This window comes from Phenylobacterium sp. (genome assembly GCF_046290725.1).
Lineage (GTDB): Bacteria > Pseudomonadota > Alphaproteobacteria > Caulobacterales > Caulobacteraceae > Phenylobacterium.
Genome location: NZ_JBKBUH010000001.1, coordinates 695,360 through 718,043, shown reverse-complemented (window position 1 = coordinate 718,043; position 22,684 = coordinate 695,360). Strand labels below are relative to the sequence as shown.

28 protein-coding genes are annotated in these 22,684 nt (G+C 69.4%); 23 read left to right on the top strand and 5 right to left on the bottom strand.

The window, feature by feature from the left end; translation table 11 throughout:
• The first annotated feature begins 28 nt into the window (after positions 1-28).
• Both ACK41C_RS03865 and ACK41C_RS03860 read left to right on the top strand, forming a co-directional pair.
• Entirely contained in the window at positions 29-211 is a 183-nt protein-coding gene (locus ACK41C_RS03865) for a YnbE family lipoprotein (RefSeq protein ID WP_409650673.1), read from the top strand.
• A 12-nt stretch (positions 212-223) separates the two neighbouring features.
• A complete protein-coding gene (locus ACK41C_RS03860) occupies positions 224-586 on the top strand; it encodes a YdbL family protein (protein WP_409650671.1) in 363 nt (120 codons plus the stop codon).
• A 3-nt stretch (positions 587-589) separates the two neighbouring features.
• On the opposite strand, the gene dapE is transcribed toward ACK41C_RS03860, so the two are convergent.
• The gene (gene dapE, locus ACK41C_RS03855) at positions 590-1,738 is read right to left on the bottom strand and encodes a succinyl-diaminopimelate desuccinylase (protein ID WP_409650669.1); all 1,149 of its coding nucleotides are present in this window, start codon (positions 1,736-1,738) and stop codon (positions 590-592) included.
• Positions 1,739-1,907: 169 nt separating this feature from the next.
• Here dapE and ACK41C_RS03850 point away from each other — a divergent pair, with 169 nt between their 5' ends.
• The 16 genes from ACK41C_RS03850 to ACK41C_RS03775 all read left to right on the top strand — a co-directional run bounded on the left by ACK41C_RS03850 (position 1,908) and on the right by ACK41C_RS03775 (position 15,070).
• Positions 1,908-2,504: a hypothetical protein gene (locus ACK41C_RS03850; RefSeq protein ID WP_409650667.1), complete on the top strand. Its 597-nt coding sequence runs from the start codon at positions 1,908-1,910 to the stop codon at positions 2,502-2,504.
• An 86-nt stretch (positions 2,505-2,590) separates the two neighbouring features.
• Positions 2,591-3,247, top strand: a complete 657-nt coding sequence (locus ACK41C_RS03845) for a PEPxxWA-CTERM sorting domain-containing protein (RefSeq protein ID WP_409650665.1) — start codon at positions 2,591-2,593, stop codon at positions 3,245-3,247.
• A gap of 66 nt (positions 3,248-3,313) precedes the next feature.
• On the top strand, positions 3,314-3,634 hold the full coding sequence (locus tag ACK41C_RS03840) for a hypothetical protein (RefSeq protein WP_409650663.1): 321 nt from the start codon (positions 3,314-3,316) through the stop codon (positions 3,632-3,634).
• Positions 3,635-3,724: 90 nt separating this feature from the next.
• Positions 3,725-4,354 (top strand): TetR/AcrR family transcriptional regulator, encoded by a 630-nt coding sequence (locus ACK41C_RS03835; protein WP_409650661.1) that lies wholly within the window; start codon positions 3,725-3,727, stop codon positions 4,352-4,354.
• The gene (locus tag ACK41C_RS03830) at positions 4,347-5,405 is read left to right on the top strand and encodes an alpha/beta hydrolase (protein WP_409650659.1); all 1,059 of its coding nucleotides are present in this window, start codon (positions 4,347-4,349) and stop codon (positions 5,403-5,405) included. The genes ACK41C_RS03835 and ACK41C_RS03830 overlap by 8 nt, the downstream gene beginning before the upstream one ends.
• Positions 5,393-6,370, top strand: coding sequence for an NADPH:quinone oxidoreductase family protein (locus ACK41C_RS03825; protein WP_409650657.1), 978 nt, complete (start codon positions 5,393-5,395; stop codon positions 6,368-6,370). The genes ACK41C_RS03830 and ACK41C_RS03825 overlap by 13 nt, the downstream gene beginning before the upstream one ends.
• A gap of 3 nt (positions 6,371-6,373) precedes the next feature.
• Positions 6,374-7,123, top strand: coding sequence for a type I methionyl aminopeptidase (map, locus tag ACK41C_RS03820; RefSeq protein WP_409650655.1), 750 nt, complete (start codon positions 6,374-6,376; stop codon positions 7,121-7,123).
• 90 nt (positions 7,124-7,213) lie between these two features.
• The gene (gene rpmH / locus ACK41C_RS03815; protein ID WP_409650653.1) at positions 7,214-7,348 is read left to right on the top strand and encodes a 50S ribosomal protein L34; all 135 of its coding nucleotides are present in this window, start codon (positions 7,214-7,216) and stop codon (positions 7,346-7,348) included.
• A gap of 38 nt (positions 7,349-7,386) precedes the next feature.
• Entirely contained in the window at positions 7,387-7,785 is a 399-nt protein-coding gene (locus ACK41C_RS03810; RefSeq protein ID WP_409650651.1) for a ribonuclease P protein component, read from the top strand.
• Positions 7,786-7,797: 12 nt separating this feature from the next.
• Positions 7,798-9,606: a membrane protein insertase YidC gene (gene yidC, locus ACK41C_RS03805; RefSeq protein ID WP_409650649.1), complete on the top strand. Its 1,809-nt coding sequence runs from the start codon at positions 7,798-7,800 to the stop codon at positions 9,604-9,606.
• Positions 9,603-10,253: a ribosome biogenesis GTP-binding protein YihA/YsxC gene (gene yihA, locus ACK41C_RS03800; protein ID WP_409650647.1), complete on the top strand. Its 651-nt coding sequence runs from the start codon at positions 9,603-9,605 to the stop codon at positions 10,251-10,253. Before yidC ends, yihA begins: the two co-directional genes overlap by 4 nt.
• Positions 10,254-10,465: 212 nt before the next feature.
• On the top strand, positions 10,466-11,608 hold the full coding sequence (locus ACK41C_RS03795) for an acyl-CoA dehydrogenase family protein (protein WP_409650645.1): 1,143 nt from the start codon (positions 10,466-10,468) through the stop codon (positions 11,606-11,608).
• Between the two features lie 86 nt (positions 11,609-11,694).
• Positions 11,695-12,609: an acetylglutamate kinase gene (gene argB / locus ACK41C_RS03790; RefSeq protein ID WP_409650643.1), complete on the top strand. Its 915-nt coding sequence runs from the start codon at positions 11,695-11,697 to the stop codon at positions 12,607-12,609.
• Positions 12,606-13,271 (top strand): pyrimidine 5'-nucleotidase, encoded by a 666-nt coding sequence (locus ACK41C_RS03785; protein ID WP_409650641.1) that lies wholly within the window; start codon positions 12,606-12,608, stop codon positions 13,269-13,271. Before argB ends, ACK41C_RS03785 begins: the two co-directional genes overlap by 4 nt.
• Positions 13,268-14,104 carry a 2,3,4,5-tetrahydropyridine-2,6-dicarboxylate N-succinyltransferase gene (gene dapD / locus ACK41C_RS03780; RefSeq protein WP_409650639.1) on the top strand — a complete coding sequence of 279 codons (837 nt, stop codon included), beginning with the start codon at positions 13,268-13,270 and terminating at the stop codon, positions 14,102-14,104. The genes ACK41C_RS03785 and dapD overlap by 4 nt, the downstream gene beginning before the upstream one ends.
• 483 nt (positions 14,105-14,587) lie before the next feature.
• Positions 14,588-15,070 carry a hypothetical protein gene (locus tag ACK41C_RS03775; protein ID WP_409650637.1) on the top strand — a complete coding sequence of 161 codons (483 nt, stop codon included), beginning with the start codon at positions 14,588-14,590 and terminating at the stop codon, positions 15,068-15,070.
• Positions 15,071-15,092: 22 nt separating this feature from the next.
• Here ACK41C_RS03775 and ACK41C_RS03770 read toward each other — a convergent pair whose 3' ends face one another.
• Together ACK41C_RS03770 and chpT are read right to left on the bottom strand one after the other, a co-directional pair.
• Complete coding sequence (locus ACK41C_RS03770) at positions 15,093-15,470, bottom strand: VOC family protein (RefSeq protein WP_409650635.1); 378 nt, start codon at positions 15,468-15,470, stop codon at positions 15,093-15,095.
• A gap of 60 nt (positions 15,471-15,530) precedes the next feature.
• A complete protein-coding gene (gene chpT / locus ACK41C_RS03765; protein WP_409650633.1) occupies positions 15,531-16,196 on the bottom strand; it encodes a histidine phosphotransferase ChpT in 666 nt (221 codons plus the stop codon).
• A gap of 181 nt (positions 16,197-16,377) precedes the next feature.
• Between chpT and ACK41C_RS03760 the strand changes: the two genes are divergently transcribed.
• Complete coding sequence (locus tag ACK41C_RS03760; RefSeq protein ID WP_409650631.1) at positions 16,378-16,575, top strand: DUF3553 domain-containing protein; 198 nt, start codon at positions 16,378-16,380, stop codon at positions 16,573-16,575.
• Positions 16,572-17,330 carry a 3'(2'),5'-bisphosphate nucleotidase CysQ gene (gene cysQ, locus ACK41C_RS03755; RefSeq protein WP_409650629.1) on the top strand — a complete coding sequence of 253 codons (759 nt, stop codon included), beginning with the start codon at positions 16,572-16,574 and terminating at the stop codon, positions 17,328-17,330. Before ACK41C_RS03760 ends, cysQ begins: the two co-directional genes overlap by 4 nt.
• Here the strand turns inward: cysQ and ACK41C_RS03750 are convergent.
• Positions 17,327-17,932, bottom strand: a complete 606-nt coding sequence (locus ACK41C_RS03750) for a class I SAM-dependent methyltransferase (RefSeq protein ID WP_409650627.1) — start codon at positions 17,930-17,932, stop codon at positions 17,327-17,329. The two genes, cysQ and ACK41C_RS03750, sit on opposite strands and share 4 nt — an antisense overlap.
• Before the next feature lie 5 nt (positions 17,933-17,937).
• Positions 17,938-18,876: a zinc metalloprotease HtpX gene (gene htpX / locus ACK41C_RS03745; RefSeq protein WP_409650625.1), complete on the bottom strand. Its 939-nt coding sequence runs from the start codon at positions 18,874-18,876 to the stop codon at positions 17,938-17,940.
• A 94-nt stretch (positions 18,877-18,970) separates the two neighbouring features.
• On the opposite strand from htpX, the gene ACK41C_RS03740 reads away from it, so the two are divergent.
• Genes ACK41C_RS03740 through ACK41C_RS03730 form a run of 3 tightly spaced genes read left to right on the top strand, consistent with a single transcriptional unit; the run spans position 18,971 to position 22,474 of the window.
• Positions 18,971-20,422 (top strand): AMP nucleosidase, encoded by a 1,452-nt coding sequence (locus tag ACK41C_RS03740; RefSeq protein WP_409650623.1) that lies wholly within the window; start codon positions 18,971-18,973, stop codon positions 20,420-20,422.
• 46 nt (positions 20,423-20,468) lie between these two features.
• Positions 20,469-21,245, top strand: a complete 777-nt coding sequence (locus tag ACK41C_RS03735) for a tyrosine-protein phosphatase (RefSeq protein ID WP_409650621.1) — start codon at positions 20,469-20,471, stop codon at positions 21,243-21,245.
• Between the two features lie 59 nt (positions 21,246-21,304).
• Positions 21,305-22,474: a pyridoxal-phosphate-dependent aminotransferase family protein gene (locus ACK41C_RS03730; protein ID WP_409650619.1), complete on the top strand. Its 1,170-nt coding sequence runs from the start codon at positions 21,305-21,307 to the stop codon at positions 22,472-22,474.
• Positions 22,475-22,684: the final 210 nt, after the last annotated feature.

The following is a 22,684-nucleotide window of genomic DNA, read 5'->3' as shown; positions in this document are numbered from 1 at the left end:
AAAGAGCCCGGACCTTGGAGACCTCCGCATGACCCGATCCCCCGCCGCAGTCCTGGCGCTTTCCGGCGTCGTCCTGCTTTCGGCCTGCGCCATTCCGGTCAAGGTGGAGGTGGCGCCGATCACCATTTACGCCAAGCTGGACGCCGATGTCCGCCTGCGCCTGGACGAGGACGTCAAGGCGCTGATCCGGCAGAACCCGAACCTCTTCTAAGGCGAGATGACCATGACCTTTGAAAGACTTCTGGCCCCCGTGGCCGTCGCGGTCGGGACGCTCACCCTGGCCGGCGCGGCCTTCGCCGATCCCGCCGCCGCCAAGGCCGCCGTCGACGCCGCCAAGGCGCAAGGGACCGTCGGCGAGCAGAATGACGGCTTCCTGGGCTTCGTGCGGCCGTCGAGCGACGCGGCCCTGAACGCCGCCGTGGCCGAGATCAACGCCGGCCGCCGCCAACTCTACGCCCAGGCTGCGGCGCGTAACAACGTCACGCCCGCCGCCGCCGGCGCCTCGGCCTTCAACACCGTGGTGCAGGACCGGCTGAAGCCCGGCGAGTATTACCAGAACGCCGCCGGCGCCTGGGTCCGGAAGTAGGGCTCAGCCGAACGTCGCGAAGTAGCGGGCGATCAGGCGTTCATAGACCGCCTGGAGCTTGACGATCTCCTCCACCGGCGCCCGTTCGTCGACGGCGTGCATGGTCTTGCCCACAAGGCCCAGCTCCACCACGGGGCAGAGCGCGCGGATAAAGCGGGCGTCCGAGGTGCCGCCGGTGGTGGAGAGCTCGGGCGGGGCGCCGGCCACATCCTCCACGGCGGCGGCCACCACCTCGGTGAAGGCGCCGGGCTCGGTCAGGAAGGCCTCGCCGCTGATCACCGGCTCCACCGTGATCGTCCCGGAAAAGTCGCGCCCCACCGTCTCGGCCTCGCGGGCGATCCAGGCGGCCAGCTCCGCGCCCGTGTGGGCCGGATTGAAGCGGATGTTGAGCCGCGCCCGCGCCTGGGCGGGAATGACGTTGGTGGCGCCGTTGCCGACGTCGACGGTCGTCACTTCCAGGTTCGAGGGCTGAAAGCCGGTATAGCCCTCGTCCAGCACGTGGCTCTGCAGCCGGTGAAGCAGCTCGATCAGCGGCGGGATCGGATTGGCCGCCCGCTGGGGATAGGCCACGTGGCCCTGGCGGCCATCGACGGTGATCCAGGTGTTGATCGAGCCGCGGCGGCCGATCTTGACCATATCGCCGAAGGTCTCGGCGCTGGTGGGCTCGCCCACCACGCAGTGGTCGATGACCTCGCCCTCGGCCTGCAGCGCCTCGACCACCAGCTTGGTGCCGTGGGTGGCTGCGCCCTCTTCGTCGCCGGTGATCAGGAAGGAAAGCGAGCCTGCCACTTCGCCCCGGGCGATGGCCTGGCCGGCCGCCGCCGCAGCGGCGGCGATGGCGCTCTTCATGTCGACCGCGCCGCGGCCGATCAGCACCCCGTCGACGATTTCGGCGGCGAAGGCCTCGCGGCTCCAGGCGCGGGCGTCGCCCACCGGCACCACGTCTGTGTGGCCGGCGAAGCAGAGGTTCGGGCGCGACGTCCCATAGCGGGCGTAGAGGTTCTCGATCTCGCCGAACTTCATCCGGCGGCAGGAAAAGCCCAGATCCTCCAGCGTGGCCTGGACAAGGTCCATGGCGCCCTCGTCGGCGGGCGTGACCGAGGGGCGGCGGATCAGGTCCTGGGTGAGGGCGACGGGGTCGAGGGCGGCCATGGCCTGCTGGTAGCGGGACGGGGGCCTCCCGGCAATGGCCGCGCCGTCAAGGGGCCGCGCCCGGAATGGGAGGCTTAAGGCGCCTCAACCATCCCGGAACGGGAAGCCTCGGCGTCGACCGGAGGGCCGTCGCCGCGAACAATGGGCCCAGATCCTGGAGCCCTCGCCGATGTTCTTCTCCCTCTTCGCGCCCAAGCCCGTGGTTTCGCCCGAACGGTTCCAGGCCGCCCTGCGCCTGGCGCCTGCGCCGGCCCCCCGCGCCGCACGGCGGGAGGCGACGGCCAGCGACCACCTCTATTTCGCGGTCCGCTCGGTGTTCGCCGACGGCCGCCAGCATGTGATGCAGTACGCCTTCGTCGACGATCGCGGCAATGTCGCCTTCAGCGCCTTCGTCCGGTCGCAAAGCCCGGTCGCGCCGTTCGGCGCGCCGCCCGCCGAGGACCTGGCCGCCGAGCCGCTGGAGGTCGCGGCTTTCGAGGCCCTGGCGCGCCGGCTGTGCGCAGGCGCCACCCTGGTGGCGTTCCACCGGGTGCTGCAGACCGGCCTGCTCGGCGAGGCGCTGGATGTCGCGGCGGGGACGGAATGCGCCTGGCGCCGGTTCCAGGCGGTCGCTCGCCGCCGGGGCGTGCGGCTCTCCCGCGGCGAGCCGCTCACCCTCAACGACTGTCTGGAGAAGGCGGGACTTCCGCCCTTGCTCAGCGACGATGCGGCCATGCGGGCCCTGGCGATCCGCGACCTGTGGCGCTGGATGGACGGGACGGAGTAGGGGCGGGCGAGCTGACGAGCCCTTTTCACTCAACCCGAAAACGTGGTTAATGCGCCGGCTGTTCTACGCAAGGTTGGAGATCCGGGATGCGCAGATTCCTGTGCACGCTCGCCGCGCCCGCGGCGGCGGCTGTCGTAGCGTTCGCCGGCGGGCCGGCTTCGGCGGCGATCGTTTCATTGGACGTGGCGGGGGTCGTGAACGCCCTGGGCGGAACCGCCGGGACCTTCGGACCCGATGTGGCGGTCGCCGGCACGGTGCAGTTCGACACGGCCGGCGCAGCGTATCAGACCGGCCCTTATGGCGACGGAGCCTACGCCTACTACCGCCCGATTTCCGGCTCGTTCCAGATCGGCGGCCAGGCCTACGGCTTCGGGCCGTCCGGCGCGCTGAGCGTGGTGGACTGGACGACGGATTCCATCACCTTTTTCGATTCATCCACGGTCGTCGGCCCGACGACCGGCGGTTTCGACCCTTGGTACCTCGCGCTGTCCTTCAACGGGGGGCCGAACACGGTGGCGGGGACCGCCCTGCCCGCCAGCTATGAAAGCCTCGCGGGGCTTACGCCCTATTTCAGCCTCTACTTCAACGGCGGCTACAGCGCCTCTCTGCAGGGCTATCTCAGCGTGGTTCCGCCGGCGAGCGCCGTACCCGAGCCGGCCTCCTGGGCGCTGATGATCCTGGGCGCCGGCCTGGCCGGCGCGACCCTGCGCCGGACCCGGCAAGCGCCGCCTCTCACGGCCTGAGGACTGCGGCGCCGGCCGGATCTTATGGTTAACCGGAGCTTAAGGCGCGACGCGAAGACTGGCGTCATGCGGCTTCTTCCGGTCATCGCCTGCGCCCTCGCTCTCGCCGCAGCGCCGGCGCTTGCCCAGAAGACGCCGCCGAGCGCCCAGGCGGGCCTGCGCGGTCCGGTTCAGGCGACGCCGGCGCCTGAGGCTGAGGCCGCCCCTGCTGAGCTTGCGCCGCCGCGCGCTCCGGCGCCCGCCGCCGCGCCGGCCGACCCCGCCCGCTGCCGCATGACCTGCGCCTCGGCCTACTATTTCTGTATCGCCCAGGAAGCCTCCGACGACTGCCCCGGAAGCTGGGGCCAGTGCCGTGCCGCCTGCGGGACCTCGCGCGCCGGCCGCTGAAATCGCCCCGTGCGCGCAGAAGATTGGCTTGGCCGCCCAGGTCGGCCTATGATGACGCGCGTCACCTTTTCCCCTGAGTCGCCGTACCCAATGTCAGAAGTCGCCTATCTCCCCGCCGGCAAGCGCGAGCAGACCAAGGTTCAGAACCGCCAGGCCATACTGGACGCCGCGCGGGAAGTGTTCGGGGAGCTGGGTTACGAGACCGCCACCGTACGCGACATCATCCGGCGCACCGGGCTCGCGGCCGGCACCTTCTACAACTACTACAAGTCGAAGGAAGAGGTGTACGTTGCGCTCGCCGCCGAAGGGGCGCGCCAGTTCGCCCCCCTGCTGAAGGCCCAACGGGCGCAGGCGCCGGACTGGGAGACCTTCGTGCACGGCGCCATCGAAGCCTATTTCCTGTTCCTCGCCGACGCCCACAAGACCTGGCTGGCCCGTCGGCCTCCGGGCGAGACCCAGCCTCACGTTCACGGCTCCACCCCGGAGATGAAGGCGGTGTTCGACGAGGTGCGCGGCGCCATCGTCGAGGAGATCGCCCGCGGCGGCGCCCCGGCCGCCGATCCGGACTATGTGGCCGCCGCCTGCATCGCCGTCGCCCGCGAGGTGGGGGAGAAGATGCTGGCGCGCCGCCCGATCGACACCAAGGGCGCCACCGATTTCGCCGTGGCCATGATCCAGTCGGGCCTGAAGGGTCTGCCCCAGGCGGGAGCGCATGGCTGACGCCTCCGCCCGGCGCTGGTTCGCCCGCACCCTGCTTTCGCTGCCGGCGCCGATCCTGCGGCTGATGGCCGGCGGCGGCGTGGTCTACAAGGGCGGTCGCACCCTCGACCCGCGCTTCCAGTTCCTGGCCGCGGCCGGCAAACGCCAGCCGCCCCTGACGGCGATGACGCCGGCCGAGGCGCGCAGGGCCACAGCCGCCGCCGTCGCTCAGTTGGGCGGGCGGGCGGAGCCGGGCGTCCAGGTCGAGTCCCTCGCAGTTCCAGGCGCCGACCGGCAGATCCCGGCCCGGGTCTATCGTCCCGGTCGGCAGGATCCCGAGGCCCCCGTCATCGTCTACGCCCATTTCGGCGGCGGGGTGATCGGAGATCTGGACACCTGTCACGCCTTTTGCGGCGTCCTGGCCAAGGTCGCCCGCGCGCCGGTGGTCTCGGTTGAGTACCGCTTGGCGCCTGAGCACCGCTTTCCGGCCGGCCTGGACGACGTGCTCTCCGTCTACCGTTATGTGCGCGACGATGCGGCCAGGTTCGGCGCCCCGGCCGGCCGCGCGGTGATCGGCGGCGACTCCATGGGCGGCAATTTCGCCGCGGTGATCTGCCAGGACCTGAAGGCCGCCGGCGAGCCGCAGCCCGACCTGCAGCTGCTCATCTATCCATGCGTGGATGTGGCCAGCGAGACCGCTTCCATGACCACCTACGCCGAGGCCTATCCGCTCGATCGGGCGACCATGGACTGGTTCATGGGCCACTATATGGGTCCGCAGGACGACCCCGCCGATCCGCGGCTCTCCCCGATCCGCAGCCCGGACCTTTCGGGCTTGGCGCCGGCCGTGGTGGTGACCGCGGGCTTTGATCCCCTGCTCGACCAGGGCGAGGCCTACGCCAAGGCGCTGCAGGCCGCCGGCGTCCCCGCCGTCTATCGCTGCTACGACAGCCTGGCCCACGGCTTCACGGCCTTCACCGGCGCGATCCCGTGCGCCGACGTCGCCTGCCGGGAGATCGCGGGCCTGGTGCGGGAAGGTCTGGAAGGGCGGATCGCCGAATGCGCGCCCTGATCGTCGAGGAACTGCTGCCAGACTATGCCGGCTGCGCCGTGCGCGATGTGCCCACGCCCCAGCCTCGGCCGGGGGAGGTGCTGATCCGCACCCGCGCCGCGGCGGTCAACTTCCCCGATCTGCTGCAGACCCGCGGGGAGTACCAGCACAAGCCGCCCTTGCCGTTTATTCCAGGCCTGGAGCTGGCGGGCGAGGTGGCGGCCCTGGGCGAGGGGGTGAGGGGCTTCTCCGTGGGCGACGCCGTGGTCGGCGGCGCACGGGAAGGGGGCTTTTCGGAATTCGCCGTCGCCCCCGCCGCCGGTCTGCGCCGCAAGCCGGATGCGCTCTCCTTCGCCCAGGCGGCGGGCTATCAGGTCGCCTATCTCACCGCATACGTGGCCCTGGTCCGCCGCGCCCAGGTTCGGCCCGGCGAGTGGGTGCTGGTGCACGGCGCGGCCGGCGGCGTCGGCCTGGCCTGCGTGGACCTCGCCCGGCATCTGGGCTGCAAGGTGATCGCCGCCTCCGCCTCCGACGAAAAGCTGGCGATCATCCAGCGCGAATACGCGCCCGACGCCGTCGTCAATGTGACCGGCGGTTTCCGCGAGCGGGTCAAGGAGATCACCGGCGGCGCCGGGGCGGACGTGATCTATGACCCCGTCGGCGGCGACGTGTTCGACGAGAGCACCCGCTGCATCGCCTTCGACGGGCGGCTGCTGGTCATCGGCTTCACCTCCGGCCGGCTGCCGACCCTGCCGGTGAACATGGCGCTCATCAAAGGCTTCTCGGTCATGGGCGTCCGGGCCGGCGAATATGGTCGCCGGTTTCCGGAGAAGGGCCGCGAAAACATCGAGGCGGTCTGGGCCTTGGCCGACAAGATGAAGCCCCGCGTCCATGCCGAGTTTCCTCTCGACCGTTGGCGCGAAGCCTTCGACACGCTCGCCGGCCGCCAGGTGGTGGGCAAGACGATCATCCGGCCGGATCTGTAGGACATGACCATCGAACATGAAGACCAGCTCGAGGGGCTGAAGGCCGCAGGACGGCTGGTGGCGCGCACCCTGGAGGCCATGGGCCAGGCGCTGGAGCCCGGGATCACCACCCGCGAACTCGACCGGCTGGGCCGCGCCATGCTGGAGCGGGAAGGCGCCCGCTCGGCGCCCGAAATCACCTACAGCTTTCCGGGCGCCACCTGCATTTCGGTCGGCCCGGACTGCGCCCATGGGATTCCCGACGATCGCCCTATCGCCGCCGGGGACCTGGTGAATATCGACGTCTCGGCGGAGCTGAACGGCTTCTTCGGCGACACGGGGGCCAGTTTCGCCGTGCCCCCGGTCAAGCCGCGCATCGAGCGCCTGTGCCGCGACGGCCGCCGCGCCATGTGGACCGGCATCCGGGCGGTGAAGGCGGGCGGCAAGCTGAACGAGATCGGCCGGGCCATCCAGGGCTTCGCCGACAGGAACGGCTACACCCTGGTGAAGAACCTCGCCTCGCATGGGGTCGGCCGTTCGCTGCACGACGAGCCGGGCGAGATCCCCACCTGGTGGGAGCCGCGCGAGAGCCGCCGGATTCCCGAGGGTCTGGTCTTCACCATCGAGCCCTTCCTGTCGCTCGGCGCGGAGTGGGTGGACGAGATGGGTGACGGCTGGACCCTCCGCCCGCCCGGCGGCGAGCCGACCGTCCAGTACGAGCACACCCTGGTGGCCACCCGCCGCGGGCCGGTGATCCTCACCCTCACGGCCTGAATCCCCGATGCAAGGAGGGACGGGACAGTTGACAGGGTCGCCCCAACCCCTTAAGGACCGCCGCTCGATTTTCGAGCCGGAGTTAGCCCTGTGAAGCGGACCTTTCAGCCCTCGCGTCTCGTGCGCAAGCGCCGTCACGGCTTCCGCAGCCGCATGGCGACCAAGAACGGCCAGAAGATCGTGGCGCGTCGCCGCGCCAAGGGCCGCAAGCGCCTGACCGCCTAAGGGCGGCGCAAGACGCGCGCCGAGACTATGGTGTCCGCGTGACGGACGCCGCACCTGCCATCGAACGCCTGAAGAAGCGCGCCGATTTCCTGGCGGCTGCGCGCGCGCCGTCCTGCGCCCGGGGCGCGGTGGTGCTTCAGGCCCGCCCACGGGGCGACGACGACCCCAAGATCCGAGTCGGCTTCACCGCCACCCGCAAGATCGGCGGGGCGGTGGTGCGCAACCGCGCCAAGCGCCGCCTGCGCGAGGCCGCGCGAGCGCTTTTGCCGCAGTTCGGCCGCCCCGGGCATGACTACGTCTTGATCGCGCGCGGCGGCGCGCCCACCCGCCCGTGGCCGCGTTTGCTTGACGACGTGAAAAGCGCGCTGATAAGCCTCGCCGCCGAAAGCGACAGCCCATCCGGCGCACGTCCCCGCGCCCCCGTTCCTCCCGCCTGAGCGCGCGTCCCCATGCAGAACGACAACACCCGCAACACGATCGTCTTCGTGGTCAGCGCGGTCCTGATCCTGATCCTCTACCAGGTCTTCGTGCTGGACCCGATGACCAAGCAGCGCCGCGCCGAGTTGGAGCGCCAGAAGGCGACGGCCGCGCAGACGGAGGCCGCCACCCCCGCCGGCAAGGCGCCCAGCGGGGTCAATGCGCCCGCTGCGGCCGTGACCGTGCCGCGCCAGCAGGCGGCGGCGGCCAGCCCGCGGGTTCCCGTCTCCACCCCGTCGCTCTCGGGTTCGGTTTCCCTGCGGGGCGCACGTATCGACGACCTCTATCTGCGGCGGTATCGCCAGACGGTGGCGAAGGACGCGCCCCCCGTGGAGCTGCTCCGCCCCGAGGGCGCCCAGCACGCCTTCTTCGCCGAAGTGGGCTGGATCGGCGCCAACCTCCCCGGCCTGCCGAACGCCGACACGGTCTGGCAGGTGGTGGAGGGTTCGACGCTGGCGCCCGGCCAGCCCGTGGTGCTGCGCACCTCCAACGGCCAGGGCCTGACCTTCACCCGCCGGATCGAGGTGGACGACCGCTACATGTTCACGGTGACCGACACCGTGGCCAACACCGGCGCGGGCCCGGTGACGCTCGCCCCCTACGCCTCGGTCCAACGCCAGGGCGTGCCCGCCGATCTCGGCCGCAACCACATCGTCCACGAGGGCGCGATCGGCTGGCTCAACGGTCAGCTTCGGCAAGTGAAGTACGACAAGTGGCGTAAGGAGGGCGGCGAGAGCTTCACCTCCACCGGCGGCTGGGCCGGCATCACCGACAAGTACTGGCTGACCGCCGTGATCCCCGAGCAGTCCCAGCGGATCGAAAACCAGTTCCGCATCACCCGCGCCTCGGGCGCGCCGGACATCTACGAAGCCGTCTATGTGGGCCAGCCGAAGATCATCCCGGCCGGCCGCCAGATCAGCGAGACCACCCACGTGTTCGCGGGCGCCAAGACCGTGCCGGTGCTGAACGCCTATGAGGCCCAGCTCGGCGTGCCCCGTCTGGACAGCGCCGTCGACTGGGGGAACTTCTGGTTCTTCACCCGGCCGATCTTTTCCTTCCTCGACTTCATCTACCGCCACATCGGCAACGTCGGGATCGCCATCCTGCTGCTCACCGTGGCCGTGAAGCTGATCTTCTTCCCGCTGGCCAACAAGAGCTACGAGTCGATCACCAAGATGAAGAAGGTGCAGCCGCAGATCGAGCAGCTGCGCGCCAAGTTCAAGGAGGATCCGCCGAAGATGCAGCAGGAGCTGATGGCGCTCTATCAGAAGGAGAAGATCAATCCTCTGACCGGCTGCCTTCCCATGCTGATCCAGATCCCGGTCTTCTACGCCCTCTACAAGGTGCTGACCGTCACCATCGAGATGCGGCATGCGCCCTTCTTCGGCTGGATTCAGGATCTCTCCGCCAAGGACCCGCTGACCATCTGGAACCTGTTCGGCCTGATCCCCTGGAACCCCGCCACCGCGCCGTTGATCGGTGGAATCCTCAATTCCGACCTTCTGCACCTTGGCCCGCTGGCCATCCTCTACGGCTTCACCATGTGGCTCTCCATGGCGATGAACCCGCCGGCGCCGGATCCGGTGCAGCAGAAGATCTTCCAGTTCATGCCGATCATGTTCACCTTCATCATGGCGCCGTTCGCCGCCGGTCTCCTGATCTACTGGACCTGGAACAACGTGCTTTCGATCCTGCAGCAGTACGTGATCATGCGCCGGTTCAAGGTGGACAATCCGATCGACAAGATCATCAGCCGGTTCAGCGGCAAGGCGGCGGGGTGAGCGGGGACCCCGCCTTCTCCGAGGAGGAGCTGGAAGCAGCGCGGGTGCTTTTCGCGCGGCCGGCGGTCTTCCTGATGGGGGCGGTCTCCATCGACGGCCTGCCGGCTCCGGACCTGCCGGAGGTGGCCTTCGCCGGCCGCTCCAACGTCGGCAAGTCCTCTCTGATCAACGCCCTCACCGGCCACAAGCACCTGGCGCGGGCCTCCAACGAGCCGGGGCGCACGCGCGAAGTCAATTTCTTCGTCCTCGATGACAAGCTGCGCCTGGTGGATCTGCCCGGCTATGGCTGGGCCAAGGCCTCCAAGACCGAGGTGAAGAAGTTCCAGAACCTCGGCCGCGACTATCTGCGGGGCCGGCCCAACCTGAAGCGCGCCTATCTGCTGATCGATGCGCGGCACGGGCTGAAAGAGGTCGACAAGGAGCCGATGGACGCCTTCGACCGCGCGGCCGTCTCCTACCAGATCGTGCTGACCAAGGCCGACAAGCTGAAGTCTGTGGAGGTCGACGCCGTTCTCCGCCGCACCGAGGCCGCCATCGCCAAACGTCCGGCCGCCTTCCCCCGCGTGCTCGCCACCTCCTCGGAGAAGGGAACCGGCCTGCCGGACCTGCGGGCGGAGATCATGACCGCCTGTGCGGTCGCGCCCTGACGCCCATGTCATCCCGGTTTGCGGAGCAAGACCGGGATCCATGAACACCCGACGGTTCGGAAAACGGCTCGGCCCCGGCGCGAATGGATCCCGGTCTTCGTCTGGCGACGAAACCGGGATGACACCTGGATGGCGCCTCACCCGGCGTCAGTCTTTCCGTCGGCGCGGCGCCGTGACAGATGATGGCCAAACGCCATCTTTGGACGCCGCCCATGCTCTCCACCGCCGGCCGCACGGCTTACGACGCCGATCTGGATCTGTTCCGCGACCAGGTGCGGAAGTTCTTCGACAAGGCGCTCCATCCCCACCTCGACCGCTGGGAGGAGGAGGGGATCGTCGACCGCGACTTCTGGAAGGCCTATGGCGAGGCGGGCCTGCTCTGCCCGCAGGTCCCGCCGGAGTACGGCGGCCTGGGCCTCGACTACCGCTACAACGCCGTCATCGGCGAGGAGCTGTCCTACGCCGGCTGCTCGGCGGGCGTGACCCTGCAGTCGGACATCACCGTCGACTACATCATCAACTACGGCTCCGAGGAGCAGAAGAAGCGGCTGCTGCCGGGCATGGTGTCGGGCGAGATCATCACCGCCATCGCCATGACCGAGCCGGGCACGGGCTCGGATCTGCAGGGGGTGAAGACCACCGCCGTCCGCGACGGCAACCACTATGTGCTGAACGGGTCCAAGACCTACATCACCAACGGCCAGAACGCCGACGTGGTGATCGTCGTCGCCAAGACCGATCCCAACGCCGGGGCCAGGGGCATCTCGCTCATCCTGGTGGAACGCGACCGTGAAGGCTTCCAGCGGGGCCGGAACCTGGACAAGATCGGGCAGAACTCCGCCGACACCTCCGAACTCTTTTTCGAGGACGTTCGCGTGCCGATCACCAACTGCCTCGGCGAGGAGGGCCGCGGCTTCGCCTATCTCATGAACCAGCTTCCGCAGGAGCGGCTGCAGATCGCTATCGCCGGCCAGGCTGGCGCCCAGCGCGCCTTCGACGAGGCGGTGAAGTTCACCAAGGAGCGCAAGGCCTTCGGTCAGTCGATCTTCGACTTCCAGAACACCCGCTTCACCCTGGGCGCCCTGAAGGCCAAGCTCCAGGCCGGGTGGGCGCACCTGGACTGGGCCATCAAGCGCCACGTGGCGGGCGAACTGACCGCCGCCGAGGCCTCCGCCGCCAAACTGTTCCACACGGAGCTGCAATGGGAGGCCTGTGACGCGGCCCTGCAGCTGCATGGCGGAGCCGGCTATATGAACGAATATCCCATCGCCCGCCTGTGGCGCGACGCCCGCGTCCAGCGAATCTATGGCGGCACCAGCGAGATCATGAAGGAAGTGGTGGCCCGTTCGATCTGAAGACGGTGGGCGCTTGCCGGCGCCGAGGCGGTGACAGGCGCGCCTGCGTCCGCTATCGGAGCGCTCCGACCCGGAGCGCGCATCCCTTGACCGACACCGCCGAAGAACAAGGCTGGGCCACAGCCAAGACCCTGGCCGAAGCCCTGCCCTTCATCCAGATCTACGACCGCGAGACTGTCGTCATAAAGTATGGCGGCCACGCCATGGGCGAGGAGCAGGTGGCGCGCCTGTTCGCCGCCGACGCCGTGCTGCTGAAGATGCTGGGCTGCCATCCGGTGATCGTCCACGGCGGCGGGCCGCAGATCTCGCGGATGCTGGACAAGGCCGGCGTGAAGTCGACCTTCGTCGACGGCCTGCGGGTGACGGACGAGGCCACTATGGAGGTCGCCGAGATGGTGCTGTCAGGCGCCATCAACAAGGAGATCGCCAACTGGATCACCTTGGCCGGGGCGGAAGCCGATGTGCGCGGCGTCGGCCTGTCCGGCAAGGACGCCCGTCTGATCACCGTGGAGAAGGCCGTCCGCACCAAGAAGGACCCCGGCTCCAAGATCGAGGAGGTGATCGATCTTGGCTATGTGGGCGAGCCGACGGCGATCGACCCCAAGCTGATCGAGGCCCTGATCTACGCCGAGGCGGACTACATCCCGGTGATCGCCCCGATCGGCGTGTCCGAGGCAGGCCAGACCTACAACATCAACGCCGACACCGTGGCCGGCGCGCTGGCGGGGGCGCTGGGCGCCAAGCGCATGCTGTTGCTGACCGATGTGGCCGGCGTGCTGGATGCGAACGGCGATCTGGTCCGTCAGATGACGGTCGCCGAGGCCCGCCAGGCCATCGCCGACGGCGTCGCCACCGGCGGCATGATCCCCAAGCTGGAGACCGCCATCGCTGCGGTCGAGGCCGGCGTAGAGGCGGTCGTGATCCTCGACGGCCGCCGTCCCCACGCCATGCTGGTCGAGCTCTTCACCGAGCACGGGTCGGGCACGCTGATCTGCCGATGACCGCCGACCTGACCCACGTCGACACTTGGCTCTTCGACCTGGACAACACCCTCTATCCCGAGGAGTCCGGCTTCATGAGCTCCGTCGAGGGGCGGATGACGGACTTCGTGGCGCGCGTCACGGGCCTGCCGCATGACCAAGCCTACGTCCTGCAGAAGCAGTACCTGGCCGAGCACGGCCTGACGCTGCGGGGGCTTATGCTGCATCACGGCGTCGACCCGGCGGAGTTCCACGCCCTCTTCCACGACCTGTCGCTGGATGCGCTCTCAAGGGATCCTGAGCTGCTGATCGCGCTCGCCAAGCTGCCGGGCCGGCGGTTCATCTTCACCAACGCCGACGACCGCCACGCCGAGCGCGTGCTGGATCACCTGGGCCTTTCGGAACTGTTCGACGACGTGTTCCACATCCATTCCTTCGGCTTCGCGCCCAAGCCCGATCCTGTCGGCTTCCAGCGGATGATCGACGCCCACGGGCTCGACCCCCGCGCCACCGCCTTCTTCGAGGACTCCGAGCGCAACCTGAAGCCGGCCGCCGATCTCGGCATGAGCACCGTGCTGGTGGGCCGCCATGCGCCGGCGTCCACCGCCCCCTTCGTCCATCACCGCACCGAAAAGCTCGCGCCCTTCCTCAACGGGGCGCGCGTGAAGGAAACCGCCCGATGAGTCTGACCCTCTCCGACCTGAAGACCGAGATCGAAGCCGCCTGGGCCGCCCGTGACGGCGTCAACACCGCCACCAAGGGGCCGGTGCGCACGGCGGTGGAAGAAACCCTGCGCCTGCTCGATTCCGGCAAGCTGCGGGTGGCCGAGCGCGAGCCCGACGGGACCTGGACCGTCCATCAGTGGGCGAAGCAGGCGATCCTGCTCTCCTTCCGATTGAACGCAAACCAAGTGATGCACGCCGCCGCGCCGGGTCCCTACTGGGACAAGGTCCCCACCAAGTTCGAAGGTTGGGATGCTCCGCAGTTCGAGGCCGCCGGCTTCCGCGCCGTACCCGGCGCTGTGGTCCGCCGCGGCGCCTATGTGGCGAAGAACGTGGTGCTTATGCCCTCCTTCGTGAACATCGGCGCCTATGTGGACGAAGGCACCATGGTCGACACCTGGGCCACGGTCGGCTCCTGCGCCCAGATCGGCAAGAATGTTCACATTTCGGGCGGCGCGGGGATCGGCGGGGTGCTGGAGCCCCTCCAGGCCAATCCGACCATCGTCGAGGACAACTGCTTCATCGGCGCGCGCTCGGAGGTGGCCGAGGGCGTAATCGTTCGCGAAGGCTCGGTGCTGTCGATGGGCGTCTACATCACCTCCACGACACCGATCATCGACCGCAAGACCGGCAATGTGACGCTCGGCGAGGTGCCGCCCTATTCCGTGGTGGTTCCGGGCAATCGGCCGGCGGCCCACGAAGGCATGCCCTCCACCTACTGCGCCGTCATCATGAAGACGGTGGACGAACGCACCCGCTCCAAAACCTCGATCAACGAACTGCTGCGCGACTAGGCGCCGGCGAAGGCGAGTATCGGAAGAAGGATTCTCGCTCCTTTTCCTCCCGTTCACGGGGGGCGCGCGTCAGCGTGGTGGAGGGGGCGGCCGCCCGCACGACGCCTAACCTCGCGTCCTTGCTGACGGTCAACCTGCATCCGCAGCGCCAAGTCTCGCCCCCTCCACCATCCTTCGGATGGCCCCCTCCCCCGCTTCGCAGGGGAGGGATTGGGCGCAGGCGCTCGGCGCGCATGTGGTGCGCCCAACGCTCATCCACAGAAAACCGCCGGGGGTCGGCTGCCCGATATGGGCGGGTGGCGCCTTCTTGCCATATTAGAAGTTATCTAGTTTTGGCTCCATCGAAGCTCGATGTGAGCGCGTATTTCTGACCAGCGTTCGAATAACGACCTGCTATCTCGCGCAGATCGATAGGAGAAAAGGGCGTTCCGGGTCGGAATTTGGTTGGGTTAATTGAAATTAACCTTGGAGGAGGTGTCTGCGATGCTCAGTCAGATCTCAAAATGGGATGCCTCCACCGTCGCCCCGGAAAGCCGGTCGGTGGCGCGGGACGAGGAGCCGGAGCCTGGCTACCTGGACCAGGACGTCACCCGCTTCTTCTACCGCTGGGGCGGGCATCTCTCGACCACGCTCATCCGCATCCGGGCCCGCTTCGACGGCGACCTCGACCAGTACCTGCTCTATCTGGTGTTCCTGCTGTCGGAGCTGTCGCAGACCATGGCGGCGGCGAGCGCCCGGGCGCCGCAGACCTTCGCCCGCCGGCGGGGGCTGAACGCGCTCAGCCTGTCGGACATTACCCAGATCCCGCGCGAGACCACGCGGCGCAAGCTGCTGGCCCTGGCCGAGCGCGGCTATCTGATCCGCGAGGAGGACGGCCTGTTCGTCCTGGGCGAAGTCTATGGGATCGACCAGTTCTTCGCCGACCTGAAGCCGCTCTTCTGGGATGCGGTGAAGGTGGAGCGATAGAGCCCTGCGGATCGCATGCCAGCTAGTGCATGGTCCCGGCGACGATCTCCAGCTTGTTGCCGTCGGGATCGAGCAGCACGGCCCCGTAGTAGTCCGGGGCGATGTCCGGGTGCCGGCCCGCGGCGCGGAGAACGGTCGCGCCTGCTGCCTCCGCGGCGGCGCAGGCTTCATCCACCGCCGAACGGCTTCCAGCGGTGAACGCGATGTGGGTCCCGAGCCCTGCGACCTGCTTCCCATCGACGGGATACAGCCAGAACAGCCGGCTCTCGCCGCCGGGGCCGTAGGCGAGTTCCTGCTCGGCCGCCCAGGCGTTGGCGCAGCCGAGGGGCGCGAAGAAGGCGTCATAGAAGGCGCGAGCGGCGGCGAGGTCCCGCACGCCTACGGAGAGATGATCGAACATGGGAACTCCCATAACTGAAGCTTCGCCTCAGATGGGCGCCGCGGCGCGGCCCGGCAATGCTCAGGCCGGGACGGTGGCCGCGAAAGTGACCTTCTCCTCGGTCACGTCGGCGAAGACCCGGCCGCCGGCGTCGTCCACCACCAGCCGCAGGTAATAGGCCTGGACCCAGTGGCCGTGCAGGCCCTCGCCCGGGCCCTCGCCGCGCAGGCCGGCCAGCACCTCGGGCCTCAGCCGCGCGCGCGGGCCGATCGCCTCGGCCGCAATGGCCACGAAGGCGCCTTCCTCGACCGCGCGGATCTTGGCCGTCCCGCCGGTCGGCAAGGCGGCGCCAGCCATCTGGACGAGGTTCATCAGGGTGCGGGCCGCGGGTTTGCCCAGCGAGGGCGCCTCCACCTGCCAGTCCAGTTCGGCGCGCATGTGGTTGAAGAGGCCCTGGGCCAGGGTCCTGAGTTCCCGCGGATCGAAGGTCTCGGCCGAGGCCGAGGCGCCGAAGGCGATGCGCGAGAAGGCCAGGAGGTCGGCCAGTTTGCGGGCCGAGCCCGCGATCAGGCCCATGGCCTCTTCCTTCATGTCCTGGGCGCTGGGATCGTCCAGCAGGTCCAGGCCGGAGACGATGGCGCTCGCCGGACTGATGAAGTCGTGGCACATGCGCGCGGCCAGATAGGCCGCCACTTCGGCGGTCTTCGGCTTGGGCGCGGTTTGCGGATCTTGATCGCCGTCGGTCATGTCGTCTGGGAAACTGGCCTGATTTGCCGCTTTGGGAAACGGGCGGGGACGACCGGAGCGCGTTCCGCAAGAGTGGAAACCGGTTTTGCGATCAGAACGCGCTCCAGCTTTTTGAATGTAGAGCACGATTCAACGGTCAGACGGTTCCGCCTGGCCGCATCGTGCTCTAGACAACCGGCCGATGCACGCTTCCGATCCCTTCCTCGCGCCCGGCGTCCTGGTGCGCCACCCCGAGCGCGCCGACTGGGGCCTGGGGCAGGTGCAGTCGGTGGCCGGCCGCAAGGTCACCGTCAATTTCGAGCATGCGGGCAAGCGGACCATCGATGCGGGCGTGGTTCCGCTGCTGTTCGCCGGCGACGATCCCCGGGAGATCCGATGAACGACGTGGGACCCATCCTCGCCGACGTGTGCGAACAGGCGAGCCGGCTGATCCTGCCGCTCTGGAAATCGGGGCTGACGGTGTTCTCCAAGGCCGACGAGAGCCCGGTGACGGAGGCCGACCGCCGGGGCGAGGCCCTGATCCTGGAGCGTCTGGCCGAGCTCTTCCCCGGCGTGCCGGTGATCTCGGAGGAGGACGCCAGCGAATTCGGCGCGCCCGAGCAGATCGGCCCGCGCTTCTTCCTGGTCGACCCGGTGGACGGCACCAAGGCCTTCGTCCGCGGCGATCCGAACTTCACAGTCAACATCGCCCTGGTGGAATCCGGCCGGCCGGTGGCCGGCGCCATCGCCGCGCCCGCCACCTCTGAGACCTGGTACACCGTCGCCGGCGGGGCGATGAAGCGGCAGGAGGGCGGCGTCGGCGAGCCGATCCGGGCGCGGCCCTGGCCCGCGGGGGCGGCGGTGGCGCTGATCAGCCACACCATGAAGGAGGAGACCGCCCGCAAGCTCGCCGACGAGTACGGCTTCGACCTGCGCGAGCCGATGGACTCCTCGATCAAGTTCTGCCGCATCGCCGAAGGCTCGGCCGACATCTATCCGCGCCACGGGCCGACCATGGAGTGGGACATCGCCGCCGGCCACGCGATCCTGGAAGCGGCGGGCGGTTCGGTGCGCACGCCGGAAGGCGAGCCGGTGATCTACGGCAAGGCTCGCGAGGGCTTCCGCAACGGCTGGTTCGTGGCTCGCGGCGGTTAGGCCCGCAACGCCGTCACGTGCAGCCAGGTGCGGGCCACGCCGTCATAGCCTCCGCCCGCTCCGATCCGGATGTCGAGGCGGCTCCAACCACCCGCTTCGGCGTAGGCGGCGCGCAGGGTCTCCTCATTCGGGAAATTATAGTAGCGGCCCAGGCTGTCGCGGCCTTCCCCGTCGCCCGACTTGAAGCCGGCATAGAACAGCCCGCCAGGGGCCAAGGCCCGCCGGACTCGAGCCAGGACGCCTGCAAGCCCCGCCGCCGGCACATGCAACAGGCAGGCGTTCGCCCAGACCGCTTCGTAGGCTTCGACGGCGTCCAGCTCCTCGAAGCGCATCACCCTCACGCGCCTTCCGATCCGCCGCTCGGCCTCCTGCGCCAGTTTCGGCGAGCCGTCGGTCGGCGTGACGTCGAAACCCGCTGCGATCATCGCGGCGGCGTCCTGCCCGCCGCCGCAGCCCAGCTCAAGAATCCGCCCGCCCGCCGGCAGCCGGCCAAGGAACTCGGCCAGGTGAGGTCCCGCCTCGGTCCGCCGAGCGGCGTAGGCGGAAGCCTCCCGGTCATAGAAGGCGAGGGTGGCCGCGTCGTGGAAGCGTCCCTCGCCCATGTGACCTACTCCCAGGGCCCGCGCCGCGCCGGCGCGGTCACCGGCACCGCCGTGCCGGAGCGGCCACGCTCCACCGCGCGGCGGCCCGGGGCGTCCCGGCCGATGAGCTGCAGCAGCGCCTTCACCCGGTTCTGGGTCGCGGGATGGGTGGAGAACAGGTTGTCGCCGCCGCGCCCGGCCAGCGGATTGATGATGAACATATGGGCGGTGGCCGGATTGCGTTCGGCGTGGGCGTTGGCATAGCCGCCGCGGGCGAAGCGCTCGATCTTCTCCAGGGCCGAGGCCAGGGCCTCCGGATCGCCGCTGATCTCGGCGCCGATGCGGTCGGCCTCGTACTCGCGGCCGCGGCTGATGGCCATCTGGACCAGGGCTGCGGCCATCGGCGCGAGGATCATCAGGGCGATGGTCCCCACGATGCCGCCGGGCCGGTCGCGGCCGCCGAAGAACAGGGCGAAGTTGGCCAGGGCCGAGATCGCGCCCGCGATAGTGGCGGTGATCGTCATGGTGAGCGTGTCGCGGTTCTTCACGTGCGCCAGCTCGTGCGCCATCACGCCCCGCACCTCGCGCCGATCCAGCATGCGCAGCAGGCCCACCGTGGCGGCGACCGCCGCATGGTCCGGGTCGCGTCCGGTGGCGAAGGCGTTGGGCTGGTCGGTCTCGATCACATAGACCTTCGGACGCGGCAGCGCCGCGCGGTCGGCCAGGGCATGGACGTCGGAAACGTAGTTGCGCAGCAGCGGGTCGGCGGTCGTGGGATCCACCTCGCGCGCGCCGTACATCCGCAGCACGATCTTGTCCGAATTCCAGTAGCTGAAGGCGTTCATCGCCACGGCCAGGGCCAGGGCGATCGCCATGCCGCCGGCGCCGCCGATCATGTAGCCGACGCCGACGAAGAGGGCGGTCAGGGCCGCCAGCAGCATGAAGGTGCGAAGATGGTTGCGCATGGCGCTCATATGGGATGCGGGCCTCAGGCCGCGCAAGGGCCGCACGCCCTGCTGCGGCGCTAGGCGCGTCGCGGCGACCGGGCTAAAGAAACCCATGTCCATCGAGAAGGAAGCGGCCGCCATCGTCGGGCGGCTCAACGAGGAATACCAGACCACCGTCGCGGCCCTGCGCTCGGCTCTGAAGATCTTCCTGGCGGGGGGGCCTGCGCCCACGCCGGAAGACCGGGCGGCCGGCGCCTTCGTCTATCCGGAGCTCCGCCTGACCTGGCCGCCGGGCCAGGGCTATCCGCGCCTCAGTCGGGCCTATGCCCGCCTTTCCCAGCCGGGAACCTACGCCGCCACGGTGACCCGCCCGGACCTCTTCGGCGACTATCTGACCGAGCAGATCGCGCTCCTGATGAGCGACTTCGACGTCCGCTTCGAGGTCGGGCGCTCGGCCCAGGAAATGCCCTTTCCCTATGTGCTGGACGGGGCGGTCGACATCGCCATGGCCGACATCGGGTCGGCCGACATCGCCCGGCACTTCCCCACCACCGAACTGGCCCACATCGGCGACGAGATCGCCGACGGCATGTGGAATGCGGGCCTTGAGCCGGCGCGGCCGCTTTCCCTGTTCGACGGCCTGCGCACCGACTTCTCGCTGGCGCGGCTGACCCACTATATGGGCACGCCCGCCGAGCACGTGCAGCAGTACGTGCTGTTCACCAACTATCATCGCTACGTGGACGAGTTCGTCCGCTGGGCCTGCGGCCAGCTGCAGGCGGGCGGGCCCTATAAGGCGCTGTCGGCGGCCGGCCGCGTCATGGTCACCCCCGACACCCCCGACCCGGAACAGGCGGTGGCCGAAGGGCCCTGGCGGCGCCACCAGATGCCGGCCTACCACCTGATGGCCGAGGGCCGACGCGGGATCACTCTGGTCAACATCGGGGTCGGGCCCTCCAACGCCAAGACCATCACCGACCACCTGGCGGTGATGCGGCCCCAGGCCTGGCTGATGATCGGCCATTGCGGGGGCCTGCGCGGCTCGCAGACCATCGGCGACTACGTCCTGGCCCACGCCTATCTGCGCGACGATCACGTGCTGGACGGCGTGTTGCCGCCGGAGATCCCCATCCCGCCCATCGCCGAGGTGCAGGTGGCGCTGGGCCGGGCGGCCGAGATCGTCACCGGCGAAAGCGGCGAGCCGCTGAAGCGGCGCCTGCGCACCGGAACGGTGGTCACCACCGACGATCGTAACTGGGAGCTCCGCTTCTCCTCCAGCGCCCTGCGGTTCAATCAATCGCGCGCCGTCGCCATCGACATGGAAAGCGCCACCATCGCAGCTCAAGGCTATCGCTTTCGCGTGCCTTACGGGACCTTACTTTGCGTGTCCGACAAGCCCCTCCACGGCGAGATCAAGCTGCCCGGCCAGGCCAACGCCTTCTACGAACGCGCCATCGGCCAGCACCTGCAGATCGGCATCGCCACCATGGACCTGTTGCGCGAAGAGGGGCAGCGCCTGCATTCGCGCAAGCTGCGCAGCTTCGACGAGCCGCCGTTCCGCTGAGCAGGCGGGGCTGGATCAAAAGGCGAACGTCGACTAGATCGGGGCCATGACGCGACATATTCCGCTCGAGGGCATCGACAACTTCCGCGACTTCGGCGGCTACGGCACGCGCTGCGGGCGGGGGCTGAAGCGGGGGCGGCTGTTCCGCTCCGCGAACCACGCCTATGCGACCGAAGCCGACCTCCAGGCGCTCCGCGACCTGGGCGTCCAGGTGATCGTCGACCTGCGCCGGCGGCGGGAACGAGAGCGGGAGCCCTCGCGGCGATGGGAGGACTTCGCCGGCGCGGTAATCGAGAACGATCTCGACGGCGTGGAGACCGACTGGGCCGAGGGGCTGATGGCGGCCACCACCATCGACGCCAACTGGTTCTTCCAGGACAGCCTGGAGTTCTATCGCCGGGCGCCGCACGCCGAGCGCCACGTGGACCTCTTCCGGCGCTATTTCCACGCCCTGGCCGAAGCCGACGGCGCGGTGGTGGTCCATTGCGCGGCGGGCAAGGACCGCACGGGTCTGGTCTGCGCCCTCACCCACCACATCGCCGGCGTCCACCGCGACGACACGCTCGCCGACTATCTCGCCACCAATGACGAGACCCGGATGGAGCGGCGCATCGCTTTCCTGGGGCCGTGGATCAGGGACCTGACCGGCCGCACCCTCGACGACGCGGCCCTGCGCCAGGCGGTCAGCGTGCATGAGGCCTTCCTGGAGGCGGCGATGGACGAGATCGTGTCGGCCCACGGGACGGTCGAGGACTATCTCGAAGACGTGCTCGGAATCGACGCGCGCCTCCGCGCCGGCATCGAGGACCGCATCCTCGGCTGACAAGGCCGCCAGCTTGGCCTAAGCCTCCCCCGCCAAAATACACGGGGATCGACAACGTCATGCAGAGCTTCCAGCCGCCGCGGCGCATCCTGATGGGGCCGGGCCCTTCCGACGTGAGCCCTCGAGTGCTGGCCGCGCTCGCCCGCCCCACCATCGGACATCTCGATCCCCAGTTCCAGGCGCTGATGGAGGAGATCAAGGCGGCGCTCGCGCGGCTGTTCAATGCGCCCGACCACGCCTGCGTGCCCCTCCCGGCGCCGGGCACAGCCGGTATGGAAGCAGCGATCATGAACCTTCTGGAGCCCGGCGACCGGGCGGTGATCGCCGTCAACGGCGCCTTCGGCGGGCGTATGGCCGAAATGGCCGGCCGGGCCGGCGCGGAAGTCGTGACCGTGGACCACGCCTGGGGCGAACCGGTCGATCCGGCGCGGGTGGAGGAGGTGCTTCAGGCGGCGCCGGCCAAGGTTCTGGCCTTCGTGCACGCCGAGACCTCCACCGGCGCCCGCTCGGACGCCGCTGCGCTCTGCGGCCTCGCGCGTCGCTACGGCGCGCTTTCCATCGTCGACTGCGTGACTTCGCTGGGCGGCGTCGCCGTAGACGCCGCCGCCTGGGACGCCGACGTGATCTATTCCGGAACCCAGAAGTGCCTCTCGGCCCCGCCCGGCCTCGCCCCCATCGCGCTCTCCAAGGCCGCCCAGGCGGCCATCGCCGGCCGTAAGGAGAAGGTGCGCAACTGGCTCTGCGACTTCACCCTCCTGATGAGCTATTGGGGCGGGGAGGGCGGCCGGACCTACCACCACACGGCGCCGATCAACGCCCTCTACGGCCTGCACGAGAGCTTGGTCGCCCTGTTCGAGGAAGGGCATCAGGCGGTTTTGGTCCGCCATGCGCGCATGCACGAGGCGCTGGCCGCGGGCCTGGAGGCCATGGGGCTGAAGTTCCTGGTCGCCGAGCCGCATCGCCTGCCCCAGCTCAACGCCGTGCTCGTGCCCGAGGGCGTGGACGAAGCGGCGGTGCGCGCCGCCGTGCTGGAGAAGTGGGACCTGGAGATCGGCGCCGGTCTGGGTCCTCTCAAGGGCAAGGTCTGGCGGATCGGCCTGATGGGCGCCTCGGCCACGCCCTGGCATGTCCGGCTCTGCCTGACCGCCCTTGGGCAGGCCCTGAACGCCCAGGGATTCGCCGCGGACGCCAAGGCGGCGCTGGCCGCGGCGGAAGCCCGGCTCCCCTGAGCTTTCGCTCTCCCAATCGGCGCCGGTTGGCGTAGGCTCCGGTGAAAAGCCGCCGCCTGCAGGCGGCGAGGGGAGGGACCAGCTTGACCCGCACGCCATCGGCCGTGGAGGCTCACGGCCCGGGAGCCGTCGTCGATTCCGCTGTCGCCGGCGAGCTCGGCGTGTGCGCGCTGCGCCTCAGTGGCTTCGGCCCAGGCGCGGGCCTGGGCC

Coding starts and splice junctions, on each gene's coding strand:
- ACK41C_RS03845 (WP_409650665.1), top strand. CDS start 2,591: ATGCGCAGATTCCTGTGCACGCTCGCCGCGCCCGCGGCGGCGGCTGTC.
- chpT (WP_409650633.1), bottom strand. CDS start 16,196: ATGACCGACGGCGATCAAGATCCGCAAACCGCGCCCAAGCCGAAGACC.
- dapE (WP_409650669.1), bottom strand. CDS start 1,738: ATGGCCGCCCTCGACCCCGTCGCCCTCACCCAGGACCTGATCCGCCGC.
- ACK41C_RS03770 (WP_409650635.1), bottom strand. CDS start 15,470: ATGTTCGATCATCTCTCCGTAGGCGTGCGGGACCTCGCCGCCGCTCGC.
- ACK41C_RS03735 (WP_409650621.1), top strand. CDS start 20,469: ATGACGCGACATATTCCGCTCGAGGGCATCGACAACTTCCGCGACTTC.
- ACK41C_RS03740 (WP_409650623.1), top strand. CDS start 18,971: ATGTCCATCGAGAAGGAAGCGGCCGCCATCGTCGGGCGGCTCAACGAG.
- ACK41C_RS03775 (WP_409650637.1), top strand. CDS start 14,588: ATGCTCAGTCAGATCTCAAAATGGGATGCCTCCACCGTCGCCCCGGAA.
- ACK41C_RS03785 (WP_409650641.1), top strand. CDS start 12,606: ATGACCGCCGACCTGACCCACGTCGACACTTGGCTCTTCGACCTGGAC.
- ACK41C_RS03825 (WP_409650657.1), top strand. CDS start 5,393: ATGCGCGCCCTGATCGTCGAGGAACTGCTGCCAGACTATGCCGGCTGC.
- ACK41C_RS03860 (WP_409650671.1), top strand. CDS start 224: ATGACCTTTGAAAGACTTCTGGCCCCCGTGGCCGTCGCGGTCGGGACG.
- ACK41C_RS03750 (WP_409650627.1), bottom strand. CDS start 17,932: ATGGGCGAGGGACGCTTCCACGACGCGGCCACCCTCGCCTTCTATGAC.
- dapD (WP_409650639.1), top strand. CDS start 13,268: ATGAGTCTGACCCTCTCCGACCTGAAGACCGAGATCGAAGCCGCCTGG.
- ACK41C_RS03840 (WP_409650663.1), top strand. CDS start 3,314: ATGCGGCTTCTTCCGGTCATCGCCTGCGCCCTCGCTCTCGCCGCAGCG.
- map (WP_409650655.1), top strand. CDS start 6,374: ATGACCATCGAACATGAAGACCAGCTCGAGGGGCTGAAGGCCGCAGGA.
- ACK41C_RS03830 (WP_409650659.1), top strand. CDS start 4,347: ATGGCTGACGCCTCCGCCCGGCGCTGGTTCGCCCGCACCCTGCTTTCG.
- htpX (WP_409650625.1), bottom strand. CDS start 18,876: ATGCGCAACCATCTTCGCACCTTCATGCTGCTGGCGGCCCTGACCGCC.
- ACK41C_RS03865 (WP_409650673.1), top strand. CDS start 29: ATGACCCGATCCCCCGCCGCAGTCCTGGCGCTTTCCGGCGTCGTCCTG.
- cysQ (WP_409650629.1), top strand. CDS start 16,572: ATGAACGACGTGGGACCCATCCTCGCCGACGTGTGCGAACAGGCGAGC.
- ACK41C_RS03795 (WP_409650645.1), top strand. CDS start 10,466: ATGCTCTCCACCGCCGGCCGCACGGCTTACGACGCCGATCTGGATCTG.
- ACK41C_RS03850 (WP_409650667.1), top strand. CDS start 1,908: ATGTTCTTCTCCCTCTTCGCGCCCAAGCCCGTGGTTTCGCCCGAACGG.
- ACK41C_RS03760 (WP_409650631.1), top strand. CDS start 16,378: ATGCACGCTTCCGATCCCTTCCTCGCGCCCGGCGTCCTGGTGCGCCAC.
- ACK41C_RS03835 (WP_409650661.1), top strand. CDS start 3,725: ATGTCAGAAGTCGCCTATCTCCCCGCCGGCAAGCGCGAGCAGACCAAG.
- yidC (WP_409650649.1), top strand. CDS start 7,798: ATGCAGAACGACAACACCCGCAACACGATCGTCTTCGTGGTCAGCGCG.
- ACK41C_RS03730 (WP_409650619.1), top strand. CDS start 21,305: ATGCAGAGCTTCCAGCCGCCGCGGCGCATCCTGATGGGGCCGGGCCCT.